Raw genomic sequence first — 26,562 nt, forward strand, 5'->3', positions numbered from 1 at the left:
TTTAGTTGTGACGAATAATTTTATAAGATATAGGTGTGTACTTTTTTATTATTATATCTTGTGAAATATAAATGTTGTTCGACTGAAGTAATGCTAAGGAGGTGCCAAAGAATGAACAGCAATGAAATATATGTAAGTCTTGACATCGGTACATCCAGTGTAAAAGTAATCATCGGTGAAATTGTCAATGACTCTATCAATATAATTGGTGTTGGGAATGTAAATTCAGAAGGGCTGCGTAAAGGATCTATCATTGACATTAATGATACCGTTCATTCTATTAAACGTGCTATTGAAGAAGCAGAAAGAATGATTGGAATGGAAATACGCCAAGTGATTGTGGGTATTTCTGGTAATCAGGTTGCTCTTGAACCATGCCGTGGAATTGTAGGGGTTTCTAGTCAAAATCGTGAAATTACCAATGATGATGTTAGACGTGTTATTGAAGAAGCTCAAGTAGTTTCTATTCCTCAAGATAGAGAGATTATCGGAGTAATACGAAAACAATTTATCCTTGATGGTAAGGATGAAATTAATAATCCATGTGGCATGATTGGCGTTCGTTTGGAAGTTGAAGGAACACTTATCACTGGATCAAATGCTATTATTACAAATACACTGCGTTGTGTAGAACGTGCTGGTTTAGAAATTACAGATATTATTTTACAGCCGCTTGCAGCTGGTGATTATGCATTGTCAAAGGATGAGAAGAATTTAGGTGTAGCATTAATTGATTTAGGCGGCGGATCTACAACCATTGCTTATTTCGAACAAGGATACTTGGCTGCAACTAGTGTAATTCCTGTTGGAGGAGATTTAATTACAAATGACCTTTCAAAGGTATTACACACTTCTACTGAGGATGCTGAAAAAATTAAAGTTAAATATGGACATGCTTTTTACGATGATGCTTCAGAGGATGAATTCTTCAGTGTTCCTATTATAGGAAGTGATCAGCATCAGCAATTTAATCAATTATATGTATCTGAAATCATAGAAGCTAGAATGGAAGAAATTTTCGAATTGATTGCTCATGAATTGAAACGATTAGGAATAAATGATTTACCTGGAGGATTCGTTTTTACAGGTGGTACTGCAAATATGCAAGGTGTATTAGAACTTGCTCAATCTATATTCCAAAGTCCAGTTCGCAAAGCCGTTCCCAATTATATTGGAGTAAGAGAACCTCAATATACAACTGCGGTTGGTTTAATCAAATATGCATACAAGAATGCTAGATTACCAGGTGGGACCTTCGTCGCTTCAGCACCTGTTTCTGAACCAATCGAGAAGAAAGTTCAAAAACAACAACAACAACAACCAAAAGCAAAGCCAGAAAAACATCCGGAAGATAAGATGTCATCAAAAGTAAAAAAATTCCTTGGTCTCTTTTTCGAATAAGCTAACACGAAAAGGAATATCGACGAATTAGGAGGATTTGTCATGTTAGAGTTTGATACAAATTTAGATTCTCTTGCTACTATAAAAGTTATTGGGGTTGGCGGCGGAGGAAACAATGCAGTAAACCGAATGATTGAACATGGTGTTCAAGGAGTAGAATTCATCGCAGTTAATACCGATGCACAAGCTTTAAACCTTTCAAAAGCAGAAGTGAAAATGCAAATTGGCTCAAAATTAACTAGAGGACTTGGTGCAGGTGCAAATCCTGAGGTTGGTAAGAAAGCTGCAGAAGAAAGTAAAGAGCAATTAGAAGACGCTCTGCGTGGTGCGGATATGGTGTTTGTAACTGCTGGTATGGGTGGCGGAACAGGTACAGGTGCGGCACCTGTAATTGCACAAATTGCCCGTGATTTAGGTGCTTTAACGGTCGGCGTTGTAACTCGTCCGTTTACGTTTGAAGGGAAAAAGCGGTCTAATCAGGCTGCAGGTGGGATCGGCGCAATGAAAGAGGCAGTAGATACTTTGATTGTAATCCCGAATGACCGCCTTCTTGAAATTGTAGATAAAAGTACTCCAATGCTTGAAGCATTCCGTGAAGCGGACAATGTACTCCGTCAAGGGGTTCAGGGTATTTCAGACTTAATCGCAGTTCCTGGTCTTATTAACTTGGACTTTGCTGATGTGAAAACCATTATGTCAAACAAAGGATCTGCATTAATGGGAATTGGAATGGCAACGGGTGAAAATCGTGCAACGGAAGCGGCGAAAAAGGCTATTAGTTCTCCTTTGTTAGAAACATCTATTGATGGTGCACAAGGAGTTCTAATGAATATTACTGGCGGCAGCAACTTAAGCTTGTATGAAGTACAAGAAGCAGCTGATATTGTAGCGACAGCATCTGATCAGGAAGTAAATATGATTTTTGGATCAGTCATTAATGAAAATCATAAAGATGAAATCATTGTTACAGTTATTGCAACCGGATTTAATGAAGAAGTTGTCCAGCCAAAGACAGCTCGTCCAGCATTTGGTCAAGCAAAACCACAGTTGAATACAATGAAGAGAGAACAAAAGCGTGAAGAAGTTCCACAAGAACCTGTGCGTAATAACAACGCACCTCAAGAGGAAACTCTAGATATCCCAACATTCTTACGTAACAGAAACCGCAGAAGATAATTTGACGAAAAGCATGGTCCAAAAGGACCATGCTTTTTTTATCTAAATGAAATTAGACAAAATACGTTGTTTATAGTGGAAATTTCTGTTTTTTTGATTACAGAAAGTGACACACTTTAGCCCATAAAGTAGGTTATACTTTTTCCTAAACAGAATAATAGAAATGAATTTCATACACCCTTATGTATAATCCATAAAGCTACTAATTTACTGGAGACATTAAAAGGGGGAAGGCTTGTTGTCGGTATATTTAGATGTTATTTGGGCTCTTAATCTGTTATTTGATAGCCTTCTCCTCTATCTATCAGCCATTTTTCTAAAAAGACGAATTCGAATATGGAGGTTATTAGCAGGTGGTTTTATTGGTTCATTAATCATATTATTGTCGTTTACACCATTACACAACTATTCCAATCATCCAATATCAAAGCTTCTATTTTCGGTTGTAATGGTTTTAATTGTATTCGGTTATAAAAGATTATCATTTTTCATAAAGGCGTTAATGACTCTTTATATAACAACCTTTCTTATCGGAGGAGCATTAATTGGAGCTCATTATTTTGTACAATTTGATGCAGAGATGTCCACAAAGGTAATGATTTCCAATGTTACGGGGTTTGGTGATCCAATCAGCTGGCTTTTTGTTATATTAGGTTTTCCAATTGCTTGGCATTTCTCAAAGAGGAATATTGAAGGAATGGAAATGACCAAAATTCAATTTGATCAGATTGTAAATGTCACTCTAAGAATTAATGCAGAATCTTTTACTTTTAAAGGTCTAGTCGACAGTGGAAATCAGCTTTATGATCCATTAACCAAACTTCCTGTTATGTTTGTTTCTATCAAGAATATCTTTGAAAATGTGGCCGAACCGGTAAAAAAAATGGCAGCCGATCCTGAATCTCTGATTCTCGGAAATGTGGAATTTCCGGTTGAATGGCAAAATAAGCTAAGGATTGTACCTTGCCGGGTGGTAGGACAAGAGCATCAACTTATCGTTGCTGTTAAGCCTGACTCAATATTGATTGACGCTAAGGGTGAAAGTTATTTATGTGAAAAAGGCCTTGTATCGTTTACTATGCAGCAATTATCTGCCGATGATGCCTTTCAATGCATTGTCCATCCAAAAATGCTCACCGGGCCAAAACAGCATGATGATTCGGCGAAAGTAAGCTAATAATACTATACTCGTAAAAACAGATTTTAGAAGGAGGAACTTGCGTGAAAAAATGGAGACTTCGCTTATCCTACTACTGGTATAAGATACTAATCAAATTAGGAATTAAAAGTGATGAAGTTTATTATATTGGCGGCAGCGAAGCCTTACCGCCTCCTTTAAGTAAAGATGAAGAAGAGGTGCTTTTAAATAAGCTTCCAGGCGGTGATAAGGCCGCAAGATCGATATTAATCGAACGTAACCTTCGGCTTGTCGTGTATATCGCTAGAAAATTTGAAAATACCGGAATTAATATTGAGGACTTAATTAGTATTGGTACCATTGGCTTAATTAAAGCAGTTAACACGTTTAATCCTGAGAAAAAGATTAAGCTGGCTACATATGCGTCCAGATGCATTGAAAATGAAATTCTCATGTACTTGCGCAGAAATAATAAAATTAGATCTGAAGTTTCATTTGATGAACCATTAAATATTGATTGGGACGGTAATGAATTATTACTATCAGATGTTTTGGGGACAGATGATGATATCATTACGAAGGATTTAGAAGCGAATGTGGATAGAAAACTATTAACCAAAGCTCTGCACCAACTAAGTGATAGGGAAAAGCAAATCATGGAGCTTCGCTTCGGACTTACCAATGGAGAAGAAAAAACACAGAAGGACGTAGCCGATATGCTTGGTATTTCTCAATCATATATATCCCGTCTGGAAAAAAGAATAATCAAAAGATTAAGAAAAGAATTTAATAAGATGGTATAAGGTTACAAAAAAAGATTTTTTTTACTTATGGAAAGACCATTGAAACCAAAGTAATCATCGTATTTTTCGACTAATCCTTGGCAATTCCTTAAAAACTACAAGTGCATATTTTTCCTCCTCAAGGAAATACTGTTTTTTGTACAGCAACTCCTATGAGGAGGGAAAAGGGATTGACTCGAAATAAAGTTGAAATTTGTGGCGTAGATACATCAAAACTTCCTGTATTAAAAAATGAAGAAATGAGATTACTCTTCAGGCAAATGCAAGAGGGCGATATTACAGCACGAGAAAAACTCGTCAACGGAAATTTACGACTCGTTCTTAGTGTTATTCAGAGGTTTAACAACCGGGGCGAGTTTGTTGATGATCTGTTTCAGGTTGGCTGTATTGGGCTTATGAAATCGATTGATAACTTTGATTTAAGTCAAAACGTAAAGTTTTCCACTTATGCCGTACCAATGATTATTGGCGAAATACGCAGATACCTGCGCGATAATAATCCTATTCGCGTTTCAAGGTCCTTAAGAGATATCGCCTATAAGGCCTTGCAAGTAAGGGAACGATTAATGAGTGAAACTTCACGGGAACCAACTGCGGAGGAGATTGCTAAAGTATTAGAAGTCCCTCACGAAGAAATAGTCTTTGCGCTTGACGCTATCCAAGACCCAGTATCCTTGTTCGAACCAATCTATAACGATGGCGGCGACCCAATTTTTGTGTTGGACCAATTAAGCGATGAACGAAATAAAGATATTCACTGGATTGAAGAAATTGCCTTAAAAGAAGGCATGCGGCGCTTAAATGAGCGTGAAAAGTTAATTTTAAGAAAGCGATTCTTCCAGGGAAAAACGCAAATGGAAGTAGCCGATGAAATTGGAATCTCACAAGCACAGGTTTCTCGTTTAGAAAAAGCTGCCATCAAGCAAATGAATAAAAATATTCAAAGCTAAAGCTGTCCAAGAGGAAACTGCAAATATGCGGGAACGTTCAAAGGGTGAAACGCTACATTAAGTAGCGGGTCACCCTTTTTATTTCTGTGCCTCCAGTTTCCTCATTTGGGCAGCTTTATTTTTTCTTTTATTTACAGATAAATTGACCAATCTAATCATATATTTACATTAGGATAAAAATGGCGGGAGTGAGAGAAATGGTCAAAATTTCTGAATTTCAAATTAAAGATGTAGTGAATGTGTCTGATGGTAAAAAACTTGGAAACATTGGTGATATTGAAATTAATCTTTCCACAGGTAAAATAGAAGCGGTTATCGTTACCGGTAATGGTAAAGTCCTAGGCTTTTTTGGAAGGGAAGAAGATATTGTTATTCCATGGAAAAATATTATTAAAATAGGTCAAGATGTAATATTGGTTAGATATAAGAATATTGAAGAAAGGACTACAGAGGAAATGGAAGTATAGCTATTAACAGCATCTGACGGTGACCATTTAACATATTCATGGTAAACTAGAAAAAAAACAAATGAGGTTAAGTATGGAACCTTTTGTATATGAAAATGAATCATATTTTATAATTGAAAATTGGATGGAAAAGTATCCGGGGCTAGTTACTGGAATAACAACCAAAAAAGGCGGCAGCAGTACAGGTTTTTTTGAAAATCTTAACATGGGCTTTCATGTTGGAGACCTAAAGGAAGCTGTTTGTTCTAATCGGAATAAGTTAGCTAATTTCATTCAATTTCCAGTGAAGCATTGGGTAGGGGCAGAACAGACCCATGAAACCCTAATTAGAAAAATTACAAGCGCTGACCGTGGGTTTGGGGCAGATTCTTATGAAAATGCCTTTAAGGGGACGGATGGTTTTTATACGGATGAAGAGGGAATTTTATTAACTCTTTGCTATGCCGATTGTGTCCCTCTTTTTTTTATTGCTCCTGAATATAGGATGATTGGTGCTGCACATGCTGGCTGGAAAGGCACTGTAAACGAAATTGCACAGAAAATGGTAGAGAAATGGCGAGAAGAAGGAATACTTCCTAATCAAATTTTTGTCACTATAGGTCCATCTATTTGTGAAAAATGTTATATTGTTAATGATTATGTCATTAACTTTGTAGAAAAATCACTAGTAGATGTCGAAGAAAAACCCTATAATTTAATTAAAGAGGGACAGTATACGTTGGACTTACGAAAACTGAATAAAATAATTCTTCTTAAAGCTTGTGTTCCGGAAGAAAATATCCAAATGACTAAACTTTGTTCTAGTTGTGACCAATTTGAATTTTTCTCTCATCGCCGTGACCAAGGTAAAACAGGAAGGATGCTAAGTTATATAGGATGGAAGGAGACCACCGAATGAAGGTTGCAGAAAATCTCATACATATTAAACAGCAAATAAGAAATGCATGCCAAAGGGTAAATCGGGCTCCTGATGAAGTGAAACTGATTGCCGTAACCAAATATGTCAGCATAGAAAGAGCCAAGGAAGCTTTGGAAGCTGGTATAATAAATCTAGGTGAAAATCGAGATGATGGACTGTTAGCAAAGTGGGAAGTATTAGTGGACAAGCCTCTATGGCATTATATTGGGACACTTCAGACTCGCAAAGTTAAAAATATTATTGATAAAGTAGAATATATACACTCTTTGGACCGTATTTCATTAGCAGAGGAAATTAATAAACGTGCACAAAAAAAAGTGAAATGCTTGGTTCAAGTGAATGTTTCTCAAGAACAATCAAAACATGGACTTGCTCCCGTGGATGTAATTGACTTTATTAAAAATCTTCAGCCGTACGAGAATATTAGTATTGAAGGTTTAATGACTATGGCCCCATTTACAGATGATGAAGCGCAGCTTCGAAACTGTTTTCAAAGGTTAAAAGAGCTCCGTGAAGAAGTAAAGAATTGTAACCTTGATTTCGCACCATGTACGGAGCTTTCTATGGGGATGTCTAATGACTTTGGAATTGCCATTGAAGAGGGCGCGACGATGATTAGAATAGGAACGGCACTTGTCGGTGAGGCTGGTGAGGAGGATAAAAGATGACGATAAAATCTAAGTTAAAAACTTTTTTCTTTTTAGATGATGATTTTGATGATAATAATCAGGATGAATATGAGAAGGTTGAACCTATAAAGCCCCTAAAACAGCCTTCGAAGCCTCAAAACGTTGTAAGTCTGCAGAGTGTACAAAAGGGTGCTAAAGTAATTTTAGTAGAACCTAGAGTATATGCTGAAGCTCAGGATATAACGGATCATTTGAAAAACCGTCGTGCAGTTGTCGTCAATCTTCAACGCATCGGTCACGAGGAAGGAAGACAAATCGTCGATTTTTTAAGTGGAGCAGTCTATGCATTAAACGGGGACATTCAAAAAATCGGCTCCAGTATATTTTTGTGTACACCAGATAATGTTGAGATTTCTGGCAATATTTCTGAACTAGTAAGGGAACAAGAATTTCATGATACGAGGTGGTAGTAGAAATGGATATGATTTTTAACCTGTTGATCCAAATTATTGGAATATATAAATGGATGCTTATCATTTATATCCTTTTATCATGGTTCCCAAATATGAGAGACTCACAGGTTGGGACAATTCTGGGTAAGTTATGTGAACCGTTTCTGGAACCGTTTAGAAGAATCATTCCACCAATAGGTATGATGGACTTATCCCCTTTAGCGGCATTTCTAATCTTATCTTTCGCCCCTCAAGGCTTAAGAGTTTTGCAGAACTTAATTTCTTAATTTAGCCAGCCTAAACGGCCTAAGGAGTTAAACATGAATATTTATCAGCATTTTCGCCCAGAGGAACGGGAGTTTATTGATCAAGTATTACATTGGAAGGATTTTGTTGATTCCAGCTATACATCTAAACTTACTGATTTTCTTGACCCAAGAGAGCAGCATATTTTAAAGACCATAATTGGTGAGAATGGAAGTATTAAGTATCAACTATTTGGAGGCAGTTCAGAGGGTGAAAGAAAGCGGGCATTGATTATGCCGGATTATATCATACCTGATGAGAAGGATTTTCAAATTACCCTTTTTGAAATTGATTATCCCATTAAATTTGTTTCCATAGAACATCCCCAAGTTCTCGGGTCTCTTATGTCGTTAGGATTAAAACGAGGGAAATTCGGCGACATTCTTATGAAAGATGGACGTGTTCAATTTTTCTCAAGTACTGAAATCGGCGACTATATTAAAAGTAATTTAGAATCAATTGGAAGAGCATCAATACGATTAAAAGAGGTAGATCTTGAAGAGGCAATTACAGTTGATGATTTATGGATGGAACAGGATATCACTGTTTCCTCCTTACGGCTCGATACAATTATTTCTGGTATTCATCATATATCGAGGCAAAAATCTCAACTTTTCATTCAACAAGGATTGGTGAAGGTGAACTGGACATCTATTGAAAATCATTCCTTTGAATGTGCAGTAGGTGACTTGTTGTCAGTTAGAGGCTACGGAAGAGTTAAGATTTTGTCAATTGAAGGAAGAACCAAAAAGGATAAATGGCGAATTGTTGTCGGAAAGCAAAAATAATTTTTTTGATTTTTGCAGGATTATCAATAACTTTGTCGAATTTATGCTTTTATACACTTAATACATACAGAAGAAAGATTCTTGGAGGTGGCATCATGCCGTTAACGCCGTTAGATATTCACAATAAAGAATTTAATAAAGGTTTTCGTGGTTACGATGAGGACGAGGTAAATGAATTTTTAGATCAAGTCATAAAGGATTATGAATTAGTCCTTCGTGAAAAGAAAGAAATAGAAGAACGTTTAAATGAAATGAAGGACCGTTTAGGTCATTTTGTAAATATTGAAGAAACATTAAACAAGTCTATTATTATTGCACAAGAGGCTGGTGAAGATGTAAAACGAAATGCACAAAAGGAAGCTAAGCTCATCATTAAGGAAGCAGAAAAGAATGCTGACCGTATTGTAAATGAGTCACTTTCAAAAGCGAGAAAGATTGCTCTTGAAATCGAGGATTTGAAAAAGCAGTCAAAAGTATTCCGTACTCGTTTTAAAATGTTGATAGAAGCCCAGCTGGATATGATAAATACGGATGACTGGGATCATTTATTAGAGTATGAGGTGGATGCAACGGAACTTAAAATCCATCAAGAAGAAGATTCCTTAGCTTGACGAATTGGTATTATTTCGCATATAATTTTCTAATAAGTAAATAAAGAATGGAAATGACAATGAGAGGGACAGTACATTTTTTCATAAACTTTTGATAGCGAGCCGGGGATGGTGGAAGCCTGGGAAAAGTGAGAAATTGGAAAATCACCCTTGAGTCCCAGGCTGAAACTTTATTTTAAAGAAAGTAAGCTATGGCGGGTTATTCACGTTACGAATCTTAAAGAGGATAGTACTTTTTCGTGCTATCTATCAGGGTGGTACCGCGGGAATAAAACCTTCTCGTCCCTTTTATGGGATGAGAGGGTTTTTTTATTTGTCTATTGGCTATTCTGATTATGATGAGTGTTACAGGAGGAATAAGAAATGGAATATAAAGATACGTTATTAATGCCAAAAACTGAATTTCCAATGCGTGGCAATCTTCCACAAAGAGAACCTGAAATTCAGGCAAAGTGGGAAGAAATGAATATTTATAAAAAAGTTCAAGAGCGGACTGCTGGACGTCCAATGTTTGTGCTCCACGATGGACCTCCCTATGCAAATGGTGATATTCATATGGGCCACGCTCTTAACAAAGTCTTAAAAGACTTTATTGTTCGCTTTAAATCAATGAGCGGCTTCAATGCACCATATGTTCCAGGCTGGGATACACATGGTTTGCCAATTGAACAGGCATTAACAAATAAGGGCGTAAAACGAAAAGAGATGACGGTTGCAGAATTCCGTCAGCTTTGTACAAAATATGCACTCGAACAAGTAAGTAATCAGCGGGAACAATTTAAACGCGTTGGAGTTCGTGGTGATTGGGAAAATCCATATATTACTCTTAAGCCCGAATACGAAGCGCAGCAGATTAAAGTCTTCGGAGAAATGGCGAAAAAAGGCTATATCTATAAAGGTCTTAAACCTGTATATTGGTCCCCTTCAAGTGAATCAGCTCTTGCTGAAGCAGAAATTGAATATCAGGATAAGAAGTCACCTTCCATTTATGTAGGATTTAAAGTTAAGGATGGAAAAGGGGTTCTTGATTCAGATGTTCAAATTGTCATTTGGACGACTACACCTTGGACGATTCCGGCTAACTTAGGAATTTCGGTTCATCCAGACCTAACTTATGTGGTAGTTGCAGTGAACGGAAATAAATACTTAGTAGCTGAAGCTCTTCTTGAAGCAGTAACGAATGAAATAGGCTGGGAAGAGCTTGAGGTTATTCAGAAAGTAAAAGGAAATGAATTAGAGAATATCCTTGCAGCACACCCATTATATGACCGTGACTCTTTAGTAATGCTAGGAGATCATGTTACAACTGATGCTGGAACTGGCTGTGTTCATACCGCACCAGGACACGGGGAGGATGACTTCCATGTCGGTCAAAAGTATGGACTTGAAGTACTTTGCCCTGTAGATGATAAAGGTGTAATGACAAGCGAAGCACCAGGTTTTGAAGGATTATTTTACGACAGTGCAAATAAGCCGATTTCTCAAGCATTAGAAGAAAGAGGGGCGCTTTTAAAGCTTTCATTTATTACTCACTCCTATCCACATGATTGGAGAACGAAAAAACCTGTTATTTTCAGAGCTACTGCACAATGGTTCGCTTCCATTAAGGATTTCCGAAATGACCTTCTTGAAGCAGTAAAAGAAACAAAATGGGTACCTGCATGGGGCGAAACACGACTATTTAATATGGTCCGAGACCGTGGCGATTGGTGTATTTCACGCCAACGTGTCTGGGGAGTTCCAATCCCGGTATTTTATGCTGAAAATGGAGAGGAAATCATTACAGATGAAACAATTGTACATGTTTCTGGTTTGTTCCGGGAATTCGGTTCAAATATCTGGTTTGAGCGTGAAGCGAAAGAACTATTGCCTGAAGGCTTTACACATTCAGGAAGTCCTAATGGATTGTTTACAAAAGAAACAGATATTATGGATGTTTGGTTTGATTCAGGCTCATCACATCAAGCGGTTCTCTTAGAAAGAGATGACTTGGTTCGCCCGGCTGATTTATATTTAGAAGGTTCGGATCAATATCGAGGCTGGTTTAACTCTTCCTTATCGACTGCAGTGGCAGTAACAGGCAAAGCTCCATACAAAGGTGTGTTAAGTCATGGGTTTGCTTTAGATGGAGAAGGCAGAAAGATGAGTAAATCATTAGGGAATGTCATGGTACCTGAAAAGGTAATGAAGCAATTAGGAGCAGATATCCTCCGCCTATGGGTTGCATCAGTTGATTATCAAGCCGATGTTCGTGTATCCGATGCAATTTTGAAGCAGGTTGCAGAGGTTTATAGAAAAATTCGTAACACCTTCCGTTTCTTGCTTGGTAACTTAGCTGACTTTAACCCTGCAACAGATAGGGTTTCATTCGAAAACCTTCGTGAAGTTGATCAATTTATGCTCGTAAAATTAAATAAGTTGATTAAAAATGTTCGCAAGGCATATGAAAATTATGAGTTTGCAGGTATTTATCATAGTATTAATAATTTCTGTACCCTTGACTTAAGTGCATTTTACCTTGATTTCGCTAAGGATGTTCTATATATTGAGTCAGTTAACAATCTTGAACGACGTGCAATCCAAACGGTTTTATATGACTCATTAATTGCGTTAACAAAGTTAGTTTCACCAATTCTTTCTCATACTGCTGACGAGGTATGGAAATTCATTCCTGCAGTTACAGAAGAAAGTGTGCAGTTAACGGATATGCCAGAATATCAGGAACTAAAAAATGCAGCTGCATTAGAAGAAAAATGGACTTCATTTATGAAGCTGCGTGATGATGTTTTAAAAGCACTTGAAGAAGCTAGAAACCAAAAGGTTATTGGTAAATCATTAACTGCAAAGGTTTCCTTATATGTGAATGAGAATACGAAAACACTGTTAGACTCTATTCATGAGAATATGCAGCAATTATTTATCATCTCAGGATTTGAAGTCGCAGGAAGCTATGACCAAGCACCTGAAAATGCAATTAAATTAGATACTGCTGCTATTGTTGTCACGAAAGCAGAAGGCGAAACTTGCGAACGCTGTTGGGTTGTAACACCAGAAGTTGGAAAAGATTCAGAGCACCCTACACTTTGCCCACGCTGTGCAGAAGTAGTTAAAGAAAACTATACACACTTAGCTTAAAATGAATGCCCCATGATAATTTCATGGGGTTTTTTCATTTTTTATCCTATTCCGTTAATTGTTGTTCCAGATGTCAAATGTTTTCCCGGGTCAGGTCAAATTAAGGGGAGATAATAGTAGAAATGACTTAACGGAGGTTACAACTATGAATGCAATGCAGGAACAGCTGTTTTGGGAACTCCGTAAAACACAATTAGAAATTTTAAAATCATTGAAAAATAAGCAGAAAAATGAATGGATGATCCCTATATTAGAAGATGAATTAGCGGATATTTCAACTGCCATTCAAAAGTTAGAAGAAGGTAATTTTGGCCAGTGTGAAGCGTCAGGTGAACCTCTCCCCGAACATCTATTAAAGAATATGCCGACAATAAAGTCATCTAAGGATTCTGACAACTTAGAGCATTTTTACAAGAAAACAATTAATTCCGGCTTTTTCTAACCTTCCATTGTTGTTTCGCTAAAGATTATGCTAAAATGCTAAGGAAGTAAAGTCTTCGTAGATGGGGGTATTCCTTAGTGTTTTATTATTTAATCGCAATTTTTATTATTTTATTAGACCAAATGACGAAATGGCTGATCGTCACAAAAATGCATCTTGGTGAAAGTATCCCAGTTATTGAGGACTTTTTGTATATTACTTCTCACCGAAATCGCGGTGCAGCATGGGGAATCCTACAAGGACAAATGTGGTTCTTTTATGTCATAACTGCTATAGTAATCATTGCGATCATTTATTACATTCAAAAAGAAGCAAAGGGTAAGTGGCTGCTAGGTGTCTCGCTGGCATTTATGCTAGGTGGAGCGATAGGTAACTTTATTGACCGCTTGCTTCGAAAAGAAGTTGTTGATTTTATTCATACGTATATTTTCAATTATAACTTCCCAGTATTTAATATTGCGGATTCGGCTTTAGTCATTGGCGTAGTATTATTAATGATACAAATGCTGCGTGATGAGCGTGAAACAAAGGAGAAATCATATGGAGAAAATGGAACACACCATTCTTGAACAACAAAAAGGCGATCGAATTGATAAAGTTATTTCAACTTTAGATGAGGAATGGTCAAGAACTCAAGTTCAGCAATGGATCAAAGATGGCAATGTCCTTGTAAATGGACAAAAGATAAAAACAAATTACAAATGCAGTTTAAATGATGAAATCGAAATTAGTATTCCCGACCCAGAACTACTCGATGTTATCCCAGAAGAGATGGATTTAGAGGTTTATTTTGAAGATAAAGATGTTTTAGTGGTTAATAAACCTAGCGGCATGGTGGTTCATCCAGCCCCTGGACATTTAACGGGAACGCTTGTTAATGGGTTAATGGCTCATTGTAAAGATTTATCAGGTATAAATGGTGTTCTACGGCCTGGTATCGTTCATCGTATCGATAAAGACACTTCTGGACTTTTAATGGTGGCTAAAAATGACATGGCCCATGAAAAGCTTGTTAACCAATTAGTGGAAAAGACTGTTACTCGGAAGTATAAAGCTATTGTGCATGGAGTTATACCTCACGATTTTGGAACGATTGATGCACCGCTGGGAAGAGATACGAGAGATAGACAAAGTATGACCGTTGTGGATAATGGTAAGCATGCTGTAACTCATTTTCAGGTGATTGAACGGTTTAAGGATTTTACATTTGTGGAATGTCAATTAGAGACAGGAAGAACACACCAAATAAGGGTCCATATGAAATACATTGGCTATCCGCTTGCAGGTGACCCTAAGTATGGTCCAAAGAAAACACTTGATATCAATGGGCAGGCATTACACGCAGGAGTTCTTGGTTTTAACCACCCAAGAACCGGTGAATACCTTGAATTCGAAGCACCGCTGCCAGTAGAATTCGAAGAGGTTTTAGAACAGTTACGAAATAATCGTTGACACATTTGTCGAATTATTGTACGATAATAACAGTTGAATATGCCTTTAAATCAGTCCTGTGAGGCTGAGAAGGAAACGGATTAATTGGTTTGGGGATATCTATGCCCATACTGATAAACTCTTTTACCTCTCACCTCGAAGCGTGAGAGGTTTTTTTATTAAATTAGGCAGGTGTTGAGAATGAATCAAAAAGCCGTAGTACTCGATGCACAAGCAATCGGAAGAGCATTAACAAGAATTGCTCACCAAATCATAGAAAAAAATAAAGGGATTGAAGATTGTGTCCTCGTAGGAATTCGTACAAGAGGAATATTCATTGCGGAGAGACTCGCTGCCAAGATTGAAGAAATTGAAGGGAAACCTATACCTGTTGGCGAACTGGACATTACCTTATATCGTGATGATTTAACTAAGAAAACTGATGATCAAGAACCACTTGTTAAGGGATCAGATATTCCGGTCGAATTAAAAGATAAAAAAGTTATTCTTGTTGATGATGTTTTATATACAGGTCGAACTGTTAGAGCAGGACTAGACGCGATTATGGATCTTGGCCGCCCTTCTACTATACAACTTGCAGTTCTCGTTGACCGTGGACACCGTGAACTTCCTATAAGAGCAGATTATGTTGGTAAAAACATCCCAACATCGAGTAGTGAAAAAGTAGTTGTAGAATTACAAGATGTCGATAAGGTTGACCAAGTAAGTATTTTTGAAAAGTAAATAGTAACCCTTTAATTGCAGTCCTGTGAGGCTGACAAAGGGGAAAATGCCATCATTAAACCTTTAATGGCATTTCCAAACCCTCTTTGTATACTCATGGACAAAGAGGGTTTTTTTATGAGTAAAAACACAAACTAAAAAATAGAAAGATTGAGGAGGAGAAACAATTGAATAATAAACCCATCTTAGACGTAAAAGAGATCCCCAATCCAGTCCAATGGCTCACTTTAAGTTTACAGCACTTATTCGCAATGTTTGGAGCTACGATTCTTGTTCCCTATCTTGTTGGGTTAAGCCCAGCGATTGCATTGATTTCAAGTGGTTTAGGAACACTCGCATTCTTAATGATTACAAAATGGCAGGTGCCTGCATACCTTGGTTCTTCGTTTGCCTTTATCGTTCCGGTAATAGCCGCAAAAGCAACAGCTGGTCCAGGAGGAGCCATGATAGGTTCGTTCCTTGCAGGGCTTGTATACGGAATTGTCGCACTTATTATTAGTAAAGCAGGTCATCGCTGGATTATGAATCTGCTGCCGCCAATTGTTGTTGGTCCAGTTATTATCGTGATCGGTTTAGCACTGTCTGGTACAGCTGTTAGTATGGCAATGAACAATCCTGCGGGTGAATATAGCTTGATTCATTTCTCTGCAGCACTTGTAACTTTAGCTGCAACCATTATCTGTACTATATACATGCGCGGCATGTTGAGCATTATCCCAATTCTTACAGGTATAGTGATTGGATACCTTTACTCCTTTGCCATCGGCATTGTTGATTTTAAGCCAGTATTGGAAGCAAATTGGTTTGAAATGCCTGAATTTATCATCCCATTTGTAAGCTATGAGGTAAAAGTAACATGGGACTTAGCTCTTCTGATGATCCCAGTAGCAATCGTAACCCTATCTGAACATATTGGTCACCAGCTTGTCCTAAGTAAAGTGGTTGGCCGTGATTACATTAAAGAACCTGGTTTACACCGTTCTATTTTGGGGGATGGAACAGCAACCATAATCTCTGCATTGATTGGCGGACCTCCGAAAACAACTTATGGTGAGAATATCGGTGTCCTTGCGATAACACGAGTATACAGTGTGTATGTCATTGCAGGTGCAGCCGTTCTTGCTACGATCTTTGGATTTATCGGTAAAATAACAGCATTAATCAGTACCATCCCAACGCCTGTAATGGGTGGTGTATCCATCCTGCTCTTTGGAATTATTGCTTCATCTGGATTACGCATGCTGGTTGACAGTAAAATTGATTTTGGAAACAAGCGCAACTTGGTGATATCATCGGTTATTCTTGTCATTGGGATTGGCGGTGCCTTTATAAAAGTTTCAGAATCCTTCCAGATTCAAGGGATGGCATTTGCCGCAATTGCTGGAGTTCTTTTACACCTAATCCTTCCTGGTAAAGAACCAGTTAGTGAAGATATGTTTGAGCAAACAGTAGAAAAAGATAAGCAAAAAACTGCATAAAGAAAATTAACCTTTTAAAAGTAGTCCAGAGAGGCTATAAGGGTGTAATACTGAGTGCCATCGTAATGTGCCTGCACATTTATGGACTTGGTAAGATTCAATTGCACCCTGGTCGACTTGATCAGGGTCTTTTTTTACCAAAAATGGAGATGGGGGAATAGCATGTTAAATCACTTGCTAACCACAAATGAGTTAAAAGTGGAAGAGATAAATCAAATTTTAACAGATGCACAGCGTTTTGCGGACGGAATGAAATGGCGTCCAGAAGGTCAAATGTTTTCTGCTAACTTATTTTTTGAAGTGAGTACAAGAACGAAATCCAGTTTTGAAATGGCAGAAAGAAGATTAGGATTAAACATCATTCCATTTGAAGTCCAGACTTCGAGTGTACAAAAGGGCGAAACCCTTTACGATACGGTAAAAACACTCGAATCCATTGGCGTGAATACGGTTGTCATTCGCCATGGGCAAGATCGTTACTTTGATGAGCTCGTTGGAAAAATAAATATTCCAATTATAAATGGAGGCGATGGGTGTGGGCATCATCCTACACAATCTCTTCTAGACCTTTTAACCATCTATCAGGAGTTTGGAACTTTTACAGGTTTGAAAATAGCCATTATCGGAGATATCAGGCATAGCAGAGTAGCACGTTCTAATGGAGATACTCTTACAAGATTAGGAGCAGAGGTTATCTATTCAGGACCAATGGAATGGTTTGATCATCATAGTCTAAGTGCAGCAAGATTCAGACCAATTGATGAGGCAATAGCTGAAGCAGACGTGGTCATGCTCCTTCGTGTTCAGCATGAAAGACACCAAAAGAAGGGAAGCTATACAGCAGCGGACTATCATAAACAATTTGGGCTCACTTTAGAAAGAGAAAAGAATATGAAGCCAAATAGTATTATTATGCATCCGGCACCAGTTAATCGAAATGTTGAGATATCAGATAGCTTAGTAGAATGCAAACGTTCAAGAATATTTAAGCAAATGGAAAATGGTGTATTTGTAAGAATGGCTGTATTAAAGAGGTCAATTGAAAGTATAAAAGGAGTGTATGAGAATGAAACTACTTATTCAGAACGCCAGCTACATAGCATCTAACGGTGAAAATATACAGGCTGATATATTAATAGAAAATGGGATTATCACAAAAATAGAGAATCAACTTGATGTGAGTGTAGATCGTAAAATTAATGCAGCAGGAATGTTGGTATCACCTGGATTTGTTGATTTACATGTCCATCTTCGCGAACCTGGCGGTGAGAAAAAAGAAACGATTGCCACCGGTACACTTGCTGCTGCTAGAGGTGGTTATACAACACTAGCCGCTATGCCAAATACAAGACCAGTTCCAGATTCAAAAGAACAAATGGAATGGCTGCAAACACGAATTGAAGAAACAGCAAAAGTAAGAGTGCTGCCTTATGCTTCCATTACAGTAAGGCAAATAGGAAAAGAATTAACAGACTTTGAAGCGTTAAAAAATGCAGGAGCCTTTGCTTTCACCGATGACGGTGTCGGGGTTCAAGACGCGAGCAAGATGCTAGAGGCTATGCAGAAAGCAGCGAGTGTGAATATGGCAATCGTTGCACATTGTGAAGAAAATACTCTGATCAATAAAGGCTGCGTCCATGAAGGTTCGTTTTCGAAACGGAATGGTTTAAACGGAATTCCTTCGGTTTGTGAGTCTGTTCAGATTGCAAGGGATGTCCTCTTGGCTGAAGCAGCTGGGTGTCATTATCATGTTTGCCATGTTAGTACAAAAGAATCGGTTCGCGTGATTCGAGATGCAAAAAGAGCAGGAATTAAAGTCACTGCGGAAGTGACACCACACCATTTATTATTAACTCAAGACGATATTCCAGATAATCTTGATCCGAACTTTAAAATGAATCCACCGCTTCGTGATACTGCGGATCGCGATGCGTTAATTGAGGGACTACTCGACGGAACGATTGATTTTATTGCAACCGATCATGCACCGCATACAACTGAAGAAAAAAATGAGGGGATAGAGCTTGCTCCTTTCGGGATTGTCGGATTAGAGACAGCATTCCCACTGCTTTATTCACACTTTGTCTTAAAGAACATGATGAGTCTAGAGCAATTAATCGAATTTTTAACGAAAAAGCCAGCAGAAAGCTTTTCGCTCCCTTTTGGAAAAATTGAAGTAGGAGCACCAGCCGATATTGTACTTTTGAATCTTGACGAAGAAAAGGCAATTGACCCACAAGAATTTTTATCTAAAGGGAAAAACACACCATTTGCCGGCTGGAATTGTAAGGGCTGGCCGCAAATGACAATCGCGAGCGGTGAAGTAGTTTGGGAGAAAGGACGTGTAACAGTATGAAGGCACAGTTAATTTTAGAAGATGGAACGATTTTTATCGGTGAAGGTTTTGGAAGTCATATGGATACAATCGGAGAAGTCGTCTTTAATACAGGAATGACTGGCTATCAGGAAATACTTTCCGACCCATCCTATTGCGGGCAAATTGTTATGCTAACGTACCCGCTGATTGGAAATTACGGAATCAACCGAGACGATTTTGAAAGTATTAACCCCGCGGTGAAAGGCTTTATTGTGAAAGAAGCTACGGAGTTCCCTTCTAATTGGAGAAGTGAATTTACAATGGACGAATACTTTAAAATGAAAAATATTCCTGGAATTGCAGGTATTGATACACGGAAATTAACTAGGATTATTCGCAAGTACGGAACATTAAAAGGAGCAATCTGCTCGATTGAAAGTGATCCTAATGAAGTAATTAGTAAGCTGCGACAGACGAAGCTCCCGATTGACCAAGTTAGAAGAGTCTCCACTAAAAATTCTTACCCAAGTCCTGGCAGAGGGAAGAGAATTGTGCTTGTCGATTTCGGAATGAAGCATGGAATTTTACGAGAATTAAATAAACATAATTGTGATGTTGTTGTGGTTCCATACCATACCACTGCGGATGAAATCCTTCAATTACGACCAGACGGCATTATGCTTTCCAACGGTCCTGGGGATCCAAAAGATGTCCCAGAAGCTATCCATACGATTAAGCAGTTATTAGGCTTAGTACCGATATTTGGAATATGTCTTGGACACCAATTATTCGCATTAGCATGTGGTGCTAATACTGACAAGATGAAATTCGGTCATCGAGGTTCTAACCACCCAGTTAAAGATTTAGCCACTGGGAAAATCGCGATTACGGCTCAAAACCATGGATATACCGTAGAAGAGAAATCCTTACAGAATACTAGACTAAAAGTTACTCATATTGCCTTAAATGATGGTACGGTAGAGGGATTAAAACATTTAGATTATCCAGCCTTTACTGTTCAATATCATCCAGAAGCTTCACCAGGACCTGAAGACGCAAACCAATTATTCGATCAGTTTCTTGCAATGATTGAATCTGAAAAACAGGAGGTTTCCACAACATGCCAAAACGTACTGATATAAACTCCATTTTAGTAATAGGTTCAGGACCCATTGTGATTGGGCAGGCTGCAGAATTTGATTATGCAGGAACCCAGGCTTGTATCGCTCTTAAAGAAGAAGGTTATCGAGTTATTCTCGTTAATTCCAATCCTGCCACGATCATGACCGACACAGAGATTGCGGATGCCGTCTATATTGAACCATTAAACGAAGAATTTGTAAGCAGAATCATTCGCAAAGAACGTCCTGATGCGCTTTTAGCCACTCTCGGCGGTCAAACGGGTCTTAATCTTGCGGTTGAATTATCAAAATCAGGAGTTTTGGAAGAATGTGAAGTGGAAATCTTAGGAACGAAGTTATCTGCTATCAAACAAGCAGAGGACCGTGACTTATTCCGGAGCTTAATGAATGAACTGTGTGAACCCGTGCCGGATAGTGAAATTATTCATGAATTAGCGGAAGCACACGCATTTGTGGAGAAGATAGGATTCCCTGTCATCGTTCGTCCTGCCTATACGCTTGGAGGGACTGGCGGAGGTATTTGCCATAATTCAGAAGAATTGGACGAAATCGTGCAAAGCGGTTTAAAACATAGTCCCGTAAACCAATGCTTACTTGAGAAAAGCATTGCCGGGTTTAAAGAAATCGAATATGAAGTAATGCGTGATGGAAATGACAATGCCATTGTCGTATGTAATATGGAAAACATTGATCCAGTTGGAGTTCACACAGGTGATTCGATTGTTGTGGCACCAAGTCAAACATTAAGTGACAGAGAATACCAGCTATTAAGAAATGTTTCTCTTAAAATCATTCGCGCTTTAGGGATAGAAGGCGGCTGTAATGTTCAGCTTGCACTAGACCCATATAGCTTTAACTACTATATTATCGAAGTCAATCCAAGGGTAAGCCGTTCTTCAGCTCTAGCATCAAAAGCAACCGGTTATCCCATTGCCAAACTTGCAGCAAAAATTGCAGTAGGCTTAACACTAGATGAGATGCTTAACCCTGTAACGGGAAAAACCTATGCAAGCTTTGAACCTGCTCTTGATTACATCGTAACGAAAATCCCAAGATGGCCATTTGATAAATTTGAATCAGGGAACCGTTCACTTGGAACACAAATGAAAGCAACGGGTGAAGTTATGGCGATAGGACGCACCTTTGAGGAGTCCTTATTAAAAGCAATCCGCTCACTTGAAGCTGGTGTCCATCATTTTGAATTAAATGGATCAGCAGAAATCAATAATGAATTACTTGAGAAGCGAATTTGCAAAGCCGGAGATGAGAGGCTCTTTTATATCGCAGAAGCATTAAAACGAGGTATTACAGTTGAAACCATTCATCAGTGGAGCCAAATAGATTTATTTTTCTTACACAAACTGCGCGGAATCATCGAGTTTGAATCAAAGCTTGCTGGGAACCCAATGGATATGGAAATTCTTAAGGAAGCAAAACAAAAAGGCTTCTCAGATAAAAAGATTGCTGAGCTTTGGGAGCAAAAGGAAAAAGATATATACAATCTACGCAAAAAGCAGGGGATGGTTCCCGTATATAAAATGGTAGATACTTGTGCAGCTGAATTCGAGTCAGAAACCCCTTACTACTATGGAACATATGAGGATGAAAATGAATCAATCGTAACAGGCAGACAAAGTGTGATTGTTCTCGGTTCTGGTCCAATTCGCATCGGGCAAGGCATTGAGTTTGATTATGCGACTGTCCATTCTGTTAAAGCCATTAAAGAAGCAGGCTATGAAGCAATTATTATTAATAATAATCCTGAGACGGTTTCAACGGATTTCAGTATCTCGGATAAGCTTTACTTTGAGCCGCTTACTATTGAGGATGTAATGAGTATTATTGATTTAGAAAATCCACTAGGTGTAATCGTGCAATTTGGCGGGCAAACAGCGATTAATCTTGCTGCGGGTTTAGAAGAAAACGGGGTAAAAATACTAGGAACAAGCCTTGAGGATTTAGACCGCGCGGAGAATAGAGACAAATTTGAACAAGCTCTCATGCAGCTCGATATTCCAATGCCGCTTGGAAAAACAGCATTATCAGTGGAAGAAGCGATAATAATCGCTACTGATATCGGATATCCGGTCCTTGTTCGTCCTTCTTATGTACTTGGTGGTCGGGCCATGGAAATCGTATATCGACAAGAAGAATTGCTTCATTATATGGAAAATGCCGTGAAAATCAATCCAGAACATCCTGTCTTAATTGACCGTTACTTAACAGGAAAAGAAATAGAAGTGGATGCCATTTGTGACGGAGAAAATGTATTAATACCTGGAATAATGGAGCATATAGAACGGGCAGGGGTCCATTCAGGGGATTCCATTGCCGTGTATCCACCGCAAACACTTTCAGATAGAATTAAACAAACGCTGGTTGAATACACAGAGAAGATGGCTAAAGGATTAAACATCGTAGGACTGTTAAATATTCAGTATGTAATATCCAAAGAACAAGTGTATGTACTAGAAGTCAATCCACGTTCCAGCCGTACGGTTCCATTCCTGAGTAAAATCACAAATGTTCCTATGGCTAAAATTGCAACAAAAGCAATCTTAGGAATTTCGATAACTGAACAAGGCTACACGCCTGGAATCGTCCCTGAGAAGAAGGGTGTTTATGTGAAAGTTCCAGTATTCTCGTTTGCTAAGTTAAGAAGTGTTGATATCACGCTCGGTCCTGAGATGAAATCAACTGGCGAGGTAATGGGTAAAGATTGCACACTTGAAAAAGCACTTTACAAAGGTTTAGTAGCTTCAGGAATGAGTATTCAAAAATTCGGGACAGTATTGTTTACGGTTGCGGATAAAGATAAACAAGAATCATTAAAGCTTGCTAAACGATTCGCTGCAAACGGCTACCGTCTTATGGCAACTAGTGGAACAGCGGCTGTACTTGAATCTGCAGGTCTGCCTGTAAAGGTTATTGGGAAAATTGGAGCAGAAGGCAAAACACTGCTGGATGTTATTCACCATGGAGAAGCCCAGTTTATTATTAATACCTTGACAAAAGGAAAGCAGCCGGAACGAGATGGATTTAGAATTCGCCGTGAAGCAGTTGAAAATGGGGTCCCATGCTTAACTTCATTAGATACAGCGGATGCGATACTTAAAGTGATAGAGTCAATGAATTTTTCAGCTGAAGCTATGGCAGTAGAGGAAAAGGAGGCAGTTTTTGCATGATAAAAAAGGAATTATGCAGGATCATCTCCCAAAAAGAAATTGCTAATGATATTTTTCAACTTACAGTTGAAGCAAATCTTGTGAATGAGATAAAAGCACCGGGTCAGTTCGTGCATATTCGGGTCGATAAGTCTTTCGACCCCTTATTGAGAAGACCAATAAGCATCTCATCTGTCGATAGTTTGAACTCACAATTTACAATGATTTATCGTAAAGAGGGAAAAGGGACGACACTGCTTGCTGAAAAAGGCCCGGGAATACTGCTTGATATTCTCGGCCCCATAGGCAATGGTTTCCCAGTCAGTGAAGTACGTGAAGGAGAAACGGCTTTACTTGTTGGCGGAGGGATCGGTGTTCCACCTTTATATGAGCTTTCTAAACAGCTGATTGCTAAAGGGGTAAAGGTGATTCATGTACTTGGCTTCCAGACTGAATCAGCGGTTTTTTATGAAGATGAGTTTTTGGAAAACGGAGAGACCTACATTACAACCGTTGATGGATCATATGGCAGTAAGGGTTTTGTGACAGATTTAATTAAGGACTTAGAGTTTGATTGTCTATATACGTGCGGACCTACGCCTATGCTGAAAGCAATTGAAAAAGGATTTGGGCACAAGAAGGTATTTCTATCCTTAGAAGAGAGAATGGGCTGCGGGGTAGGAGCTTGTTTTGCATGTGTATGTAAAAGCAACAGTGATATAAATGATGTTTCGTATAAAAAAGTATGCAGTGATGGTCCAGTTTTCCGTGCCGGGGAGGTTTTAATATGAGCAGTCGATTAAACATCGAGTTACCAGGTTTAACACTAACAAACCCAATTATGCCTGCTTCCGGCTGCTTTGGATTTGGCAGAGAATATAGCCAATTCTATGATTTGAGCAAACTTGGTGCCATTATGATTAAAGCAACTACGGTGGAGCCAAGATTCGGAAATCCTACTCCAAGAGTTGCAGAAACCTCAGCAGGAATGCTAAATGCTATTGGCTTGCAAAATCCTGGTTTAGATAAAGTAATAAGCAATGAATTGCCATGGTTATCTCAGTTTGATGTTCCTATTATTGCGAATGTCGCAGGTTCAGTGGAAGAGGATTATATTGAAGTTGCGAGGAGCATTTCTAAAGTTTCTAATGTCCATGCATTAGAATTGAATATTTCCTGCCCCAATGTAAAAACTGGGGGAATTGCTTTTGGTACGATTCCTGAAGTGGCTAAGCAGTTAACTCGTAAGGTAAAGGAAGTTTCCGATGTACCGGTCTATGTAAAGCTTTCACCGAACGTGACCAATATTGTTGAAATGGCAAAAGCAGTTGAAGCAGGCGGTGCTGATGGGTTGACCATGATAAACACACTTGTAGGTATGAGACTAGATTTAAAAACAGGTAAGCCAATATTAGCTAACCGCACTGGCGGTCTATCAGGGCCTGCAATTAAACCGGTTGCTATAAGGATGATTTATGAGGTAAGTCAAGCTGTAAATATCCCGATTATTGGAATGGGCGGGATTGAGTCTGCTGAGGATGTTATTGAATTCTTCTATGCTGGGGCAAGTGCTGTCGCAGTAGGCACAGCAAATTTTGTGGATCCTTTTGTTTGCCCAACAATTATTGATGAATTGCCTTTACTTTTAGATCAATTAGGTTTTGAACATATCAGTGAATGCAGGGGAAGGAGCTGGCAAAACCATGAACAACTCGCTTATCATCGCGCTTGATTTTGCAAATCGTAAAGAGGTGGAGCAATTTTTACAACCTTTTAAAGGGAAGGAGCTTTTTGTAAAAGTTGGAATGGAGCTGTTTTATCAGGAGGGCCCCGAAATTGTCCACTATTTAAAAGGAAATGGACATCGTATTTTTCTGGATTTAAAGCTTCATGACATTCCCAATACAGTGAAGAGTGCAATGAAGGGTCTTGCAAGGCTGGAATGTGACCTGGTGAATGTACACGCTGCAGGCGGGAAAGAGATGATGTCTGCTGCAATAGAGGGATTAGAGGAAGGGACTGCAGCAGGACGGAAGCGTCCGGCGTGTATCGCAGTCACGCAGCTCACGAGCACATCAGAAGAACAAATGATTAAAGAACAGCTTATTTCTGGTTCTCTTGAGCAATCAGTTCTTCATTATGCCTCATTAACTCAAGAAGCTGGTTTAGACGGAGTCGTTTGCTCCGCTTGGGAGGCATTACCTATTCGAGAAAAGCTAGGTGAGAAATTTTATACAGTTACCCCAGGAATACGGATGGCCGATGATAGTACGGGAGACCAAAAACGGGTGGCCACCCCTGAATTTGCAAGAAATGCGGGTGTTACCTCGATTGTCGTGGGACGGTCCATCACAAGATCAAATGATCCAGTGAAAAGCTATGAAAAATGGATGGAAGCATGGAGGAGTGTTCAAGTATGAAAAAACGAATAGCAGAAAAATTATTATCGATTAATGCAGTGGCATTAAAGCCAAACGAACCATTTACTTGGACTTCAGGCTTACGTTCACCTATCTATTGTGACAACCGCCTGACACTTTCCTATCCGGAAGTAAGAAAAGAGATTGCACAAGGACTGCAATCTATTATTCTTGAGAAATATTCAGATGCAGAGGTAATTGCTGGTACTGCAACAGCGGGGATACCGCATGCTGCATGGGTTAGTGAGTTATTAAACTTGCCAATGTGTTATGTTCGTTCAAAAGCAAAAGGACATGGCAAAGGAAACCAGATAGAAGGCAAAGTGGAAGCAGGACAAAAGGTTGTGGTTGTTGAAGATCTGATTTCGACGGGAGGCAGTGTCATTACTGCAGTTCAAGCACTAAGAGAAGCTGGGTGTGAAGTGCTTGGCGTGGTTTCAATATTTACATACGGCCTGGATAAGGGGAGGGAAGCATTCGCACAAGAAGAAATAAAAAGTGAATCACTTACTGATTTTGCTAATCTAGTGGAGGTAGCCATTGAAAAGGGCTACATCAGTAAAGATGATCAAGAAAGTTTACTTTCTTGGAGTAAATCCCCTTCTGAGTGGAGTAAGAAGTTCGATTAAACTAAAAGCCCCGGAATAAT

General features: G+C 38.8%; 26 protein-coding genes and 1 other annotated feature. All 26 genes read left to right on the forward strand.

The genetic code is table 11. The annotated features are described in order from the left end of the window. Positions 1-111: 111 nt before the first annotated feature. Positions 112-1,401: a cell division protein FtsA gene (gene ftsA, locus QNH48_RS09110; RefSeq protein ID WP_095247735.1), complete on the forward strand. Its 1,290-nt coding sequence runs from the start codon at positions 112-114 to the stop codon at positions 1,399-1,401. 42 nt (positions 1,402-1,443) lie between these two features. Next, entirely contained in the window at positions 1,444-2,577 is a 1,134-nt protein-coding gene (ftsZ, locus tag QNH48_RS09115; protein ID WP_095247734.1) for a cell division protein FtsZ, read from the forward strand. Between the two features lie 238 nt (positions 2,578-2,815). Beyond that, entirely contained in the window at positions 2,816-3,754 is a 939-nt protein-coding gene (gene spoIIGA / locus QNH48_RS09120; protein WP_283954637.1) for a sigma-E processing peptidase SpoIIGA, read from the forward strand. Between the two features lie 44 nt (positions 3,755-3,798). After that, a complete protein-coding gene (gene sigE / locus QNH48_RS09125; protein WP_095247732.1) occupies positions 3,799-4,518 on the forward strand; it encodes an RNA polymerase sporulation sigma factor SigE in 720 nt (239 codons plus the stop codon). A gap of 170 nt (positions 4,519-4,688) precedes the next feature. Beyond that, complete coding sequence (sigG, locus tag QNH48_RS09130; protein WP_095247731.1) at positions 4,689-5,468, forward strand: RNA polymerase sporulation sigma factor SigG; 780 nt, start codon at positions 4,689-4,691, stop codon at positions 5,466-5,468. 197 nt (positions 5,469-5,665) lie between these two features. Continuing rightward, positions 5,666-5,935, forward strand: a complete 270-nt coding sequence (locus tag QNH48_RS09135) for a YlmC/YmxH family sporulation protein (protein ID WP_095247730.1) — start codon at positions 5,666-5,668, stop codon at positions 5,933-5,935. 73 nt (positions 5,936-6,008) lie between these two features. Beyond that, the gene (pgeF, locus tag QNH48_RS09140; protein ID WP_283954638.1) at positions 6,009-6,833 is read left to right on the forward strand and encodes a peptidoglycan editing factor PgeF; all 825 of its coding nucleotides are present in this window, start codon (positions 6,009-6,011) and stop codon (positions 6,831-6,833) included. Next, entirely contained in the window at positions 6,830-7,522 is a 693-nt protein-coding gene (locus QNH48_RS09145; RefSeq protein ID WP_283954639.1) for a YggS family pyridoxal phosphate-dependent enzyme, read from the forward strand. The genes pgeF and QNH48_RS09145 overlap by 4 nt, the downstream gene beginning before the upstream one ends. Continuing rightward, positions 7,519-7,953, forward strand: coding sequence for a cell division protein SepF (locus QNH48_RS09150; protein ID WP_095247727.1), 435 nt, complete (start codon positions 7,519-7,521; stop codon positions 7,951-7,953). Before QNH48_RS09145 ends, QNH48_RS09150 begins: the two co-directional genes overlap by 4 nt. A 5-nt stretch (positions 7,954-7,958) precedes the next feature. Then, positions 7,959-8,222, forward strand: coding sequence for a YggT family protein (locus QNH48_RS09155; RefSeq protein WP_283954640.1), 264 nt, complete (start codon positions 7,959-7,961; stop codon positions 8,220-8,222). 33 nt (positions 8,223-8,255) lie between these two features. Further along, entirely contained in the window at positions 8,256-9,029 is a 774-nt protein-coding gene (locus tag QNH48_RS09160; protein ID WP_133369457.1) for a YlmH family RNA-binding protein, read from the forward strand. Between the two features lie 95 nt (positions 9,030-9,124). After that, complete coding sequence (locus QNH48_RS09165) at positions 9,125-9,640, forward strand: DivIVA domain-containing protein (protein ID WP_095247724.1); 516 nt, start codon at positions 9,125-9,127, stop codon at positions 9,638-9,640. 50 nt (positions 9,641-9,690) lie between these two features. Then, positions 9,691-9,930 (forward strand) — a binding site (T-box leader). A 73-nt stretch (positions 9,931-10,003) separates the two neighbouring features. Further along, positions 10,004-12,775, forward strand: coding sequence for an isoleucine--tRNA ligase (gene ileS, locus QNH48_RS09170; RefSeq protein WP_283954641.1), 2,772 nt, complete (start codon positions 10,004-10,006; stop codon positions 12,773-12,775). 145 nt (positions 12,776-12,920) lie between these two features. After that, positions 12,921-13,217, forward strand: coding sequence for a hypothetical protein (locus tag QNH48_RS09175; protein ID WP_283954642.1), 297 nt, complete (start codon positions 12,921-12,923; stop codon positions 13,215-13,217). Positions 13,218-13,294: 77 nt separating this feature from the next. After that, positions 13,295-13,786: a signal peptidase II gene (lspA, locus tag QNH48_RS09180; protein WP_283954643.1), complete on the forward strand. Its 492-nt coding sequence runs from the start codon at positions 13,295-13,297 to the stop codon at positions 13,784-13,786. Then, positions 13,758-14,669, forward strand: coding sequence for an RluA family pseudouridine synthase (locus QNH48_RS09185; protein WP_283954644.1), 912 nt, complete (start codon positions 13,758-13,760; stop codon positions 14,667-14,669). The genes lspA and QNH48_RS09185 overlap by 29 nt, the downstream gene beginning before the upstream one ends. Positions 14,670-14,849: 180 nt before the next feature. After that, positions 14,850-15,392, forward strand: coding sequence for a bifunctional pyr operon transcriptional regulator/uracil phosphoribosyltransferase PyrR (gene pyrR / locus QNH48_RS09190; protein WP_283954645.1), 543 nt, complete (start codon positions 14,850-14,852; stop codon positions 15,390-15,392). Positions 15,393-15,559: 167 nt separating this feature from the next. Next, on the forward strand, positions 15,560-16,870 hold the full coding sequence (locus QNH48_RS09195) for a solute carrier family 23 protein (protein ID WP_283954646.1): 1,311 nt from the start codon (positions 15,560-15,562) through the stop codon (positions 16,868-16,870). A gap of 162 nt (positions 16,871-17,032) precedes the next feature. Beyond that, positions 17,033-17,977, forward strand: a complete 945-nt coding sequence (locus QNH48_RS09200; protein WP_283954647.1) for an aspartate carbamoyltransferase catalytic subunit — start codon at positions 17,033-17,035, stop codon at positions 17,975-17,977. Continuing rightward, positions 17,937-19,226, forward strand: a complete 1,290-nt coding sequence (locus tag QNH48_RS09205) for a dihydroorotase (RefSeq protein WP_283954648.1) — start codon at positions 17,937-17,939, stop codon at positions 19,224-19,226. The genes QNH48_RS09200 and QNH48_RS09205 overlap by 41 nt, the downstream gene beginning before the upstream one ends. After that, entirely contained in the window at positions 19,223-20,329 is a 1,107-nt protein-coding gene (locus QNH48_RS09210) for a carbamoyl phosphate synthase small subunit (protein WP_283954649.1), read from the forward strand. The genes QNH48_RS09205 and QNH48_RS09210 overlap by 4 nt, the downstream gene beginning before the upstream one ends. Continuing rightward, complete coding sequence (gene carB, locus QNH48_RS09215) at positions 20,308-23,514, forward strand: carbamoyl-phosphate synthase large subunit (protein WP_283954650.1); 3,207 nt, start codon at positions 20,308-20,310, stop codon at positions 23,512-23,514. The genes QNH48_RS09210 and carB overlap by 22 nt, the downstream gene beginning before the upstream one ends. Next, on the forward strand, positions 23,511-24,284 hold the full coding sequence (locus tag QNH48_RS09220; RefSeq protein ID WP_283954651.1) for a dihydroorotate dehydrogenase electron transfer subunit: 774 nt from the start codon (positions 23,511-23,513) through the stop codon (positions 24,282-24,284). Before carB ends, QNH48_RS09220 begins: the two co-directional genes overlap by 4 nt. Then, complete coding sequence (locus QNH48_RS09225; protein WP_283954652.1) at positions 24,281-25,225, forward strand: dihydroorotate dehydrogenase; 945 nt, start codon at positions 24,281-24,283, stop codon at positions 25,223-25,225. The genes QNH48_RS09220 and QNH48_RS09225 overlap by 4 nt, the downstream gene beginning before the upstream one ends. After that, entirely contained in the window at positions 25,197-25,913 is a 717-nt protein-coding gene (pyrF, locus tag QNH48_RS09230) for an orotidine-5'-phosphate decarboxylase (RefSeq protein ID WP_283954653.1), read from the forward strand. Before QNH48_RS09225 ends, pyrF begins: the two co-directional genes overlap by 29 nt. Then, on the forward strand, positions 25,910-26,542 hold the full coding sequence (gene pyrE / locus QNH48_RS09235) for an orotate phosphoribosyltransferase (RefSeq protein ID WP_283954654.1): 633 nt from the start codon (positions 25,910-25,912) through the stop codon (positions 26,540-26,542). Before pyrF ends, pyrE begins: the two co-directional genes overlap by 4 nt. The last annotated feature ends 20 nt before the right edge of the window (positions 26,543-26,562 follow it).

Source organism: Neobacillus sp. YX16, from assembly GCF_030123505.1.
Lineage (GTDB): Bacteria > Bacillota > Bacilli > Bacillales > Cytobacillaceae > Neobacillus.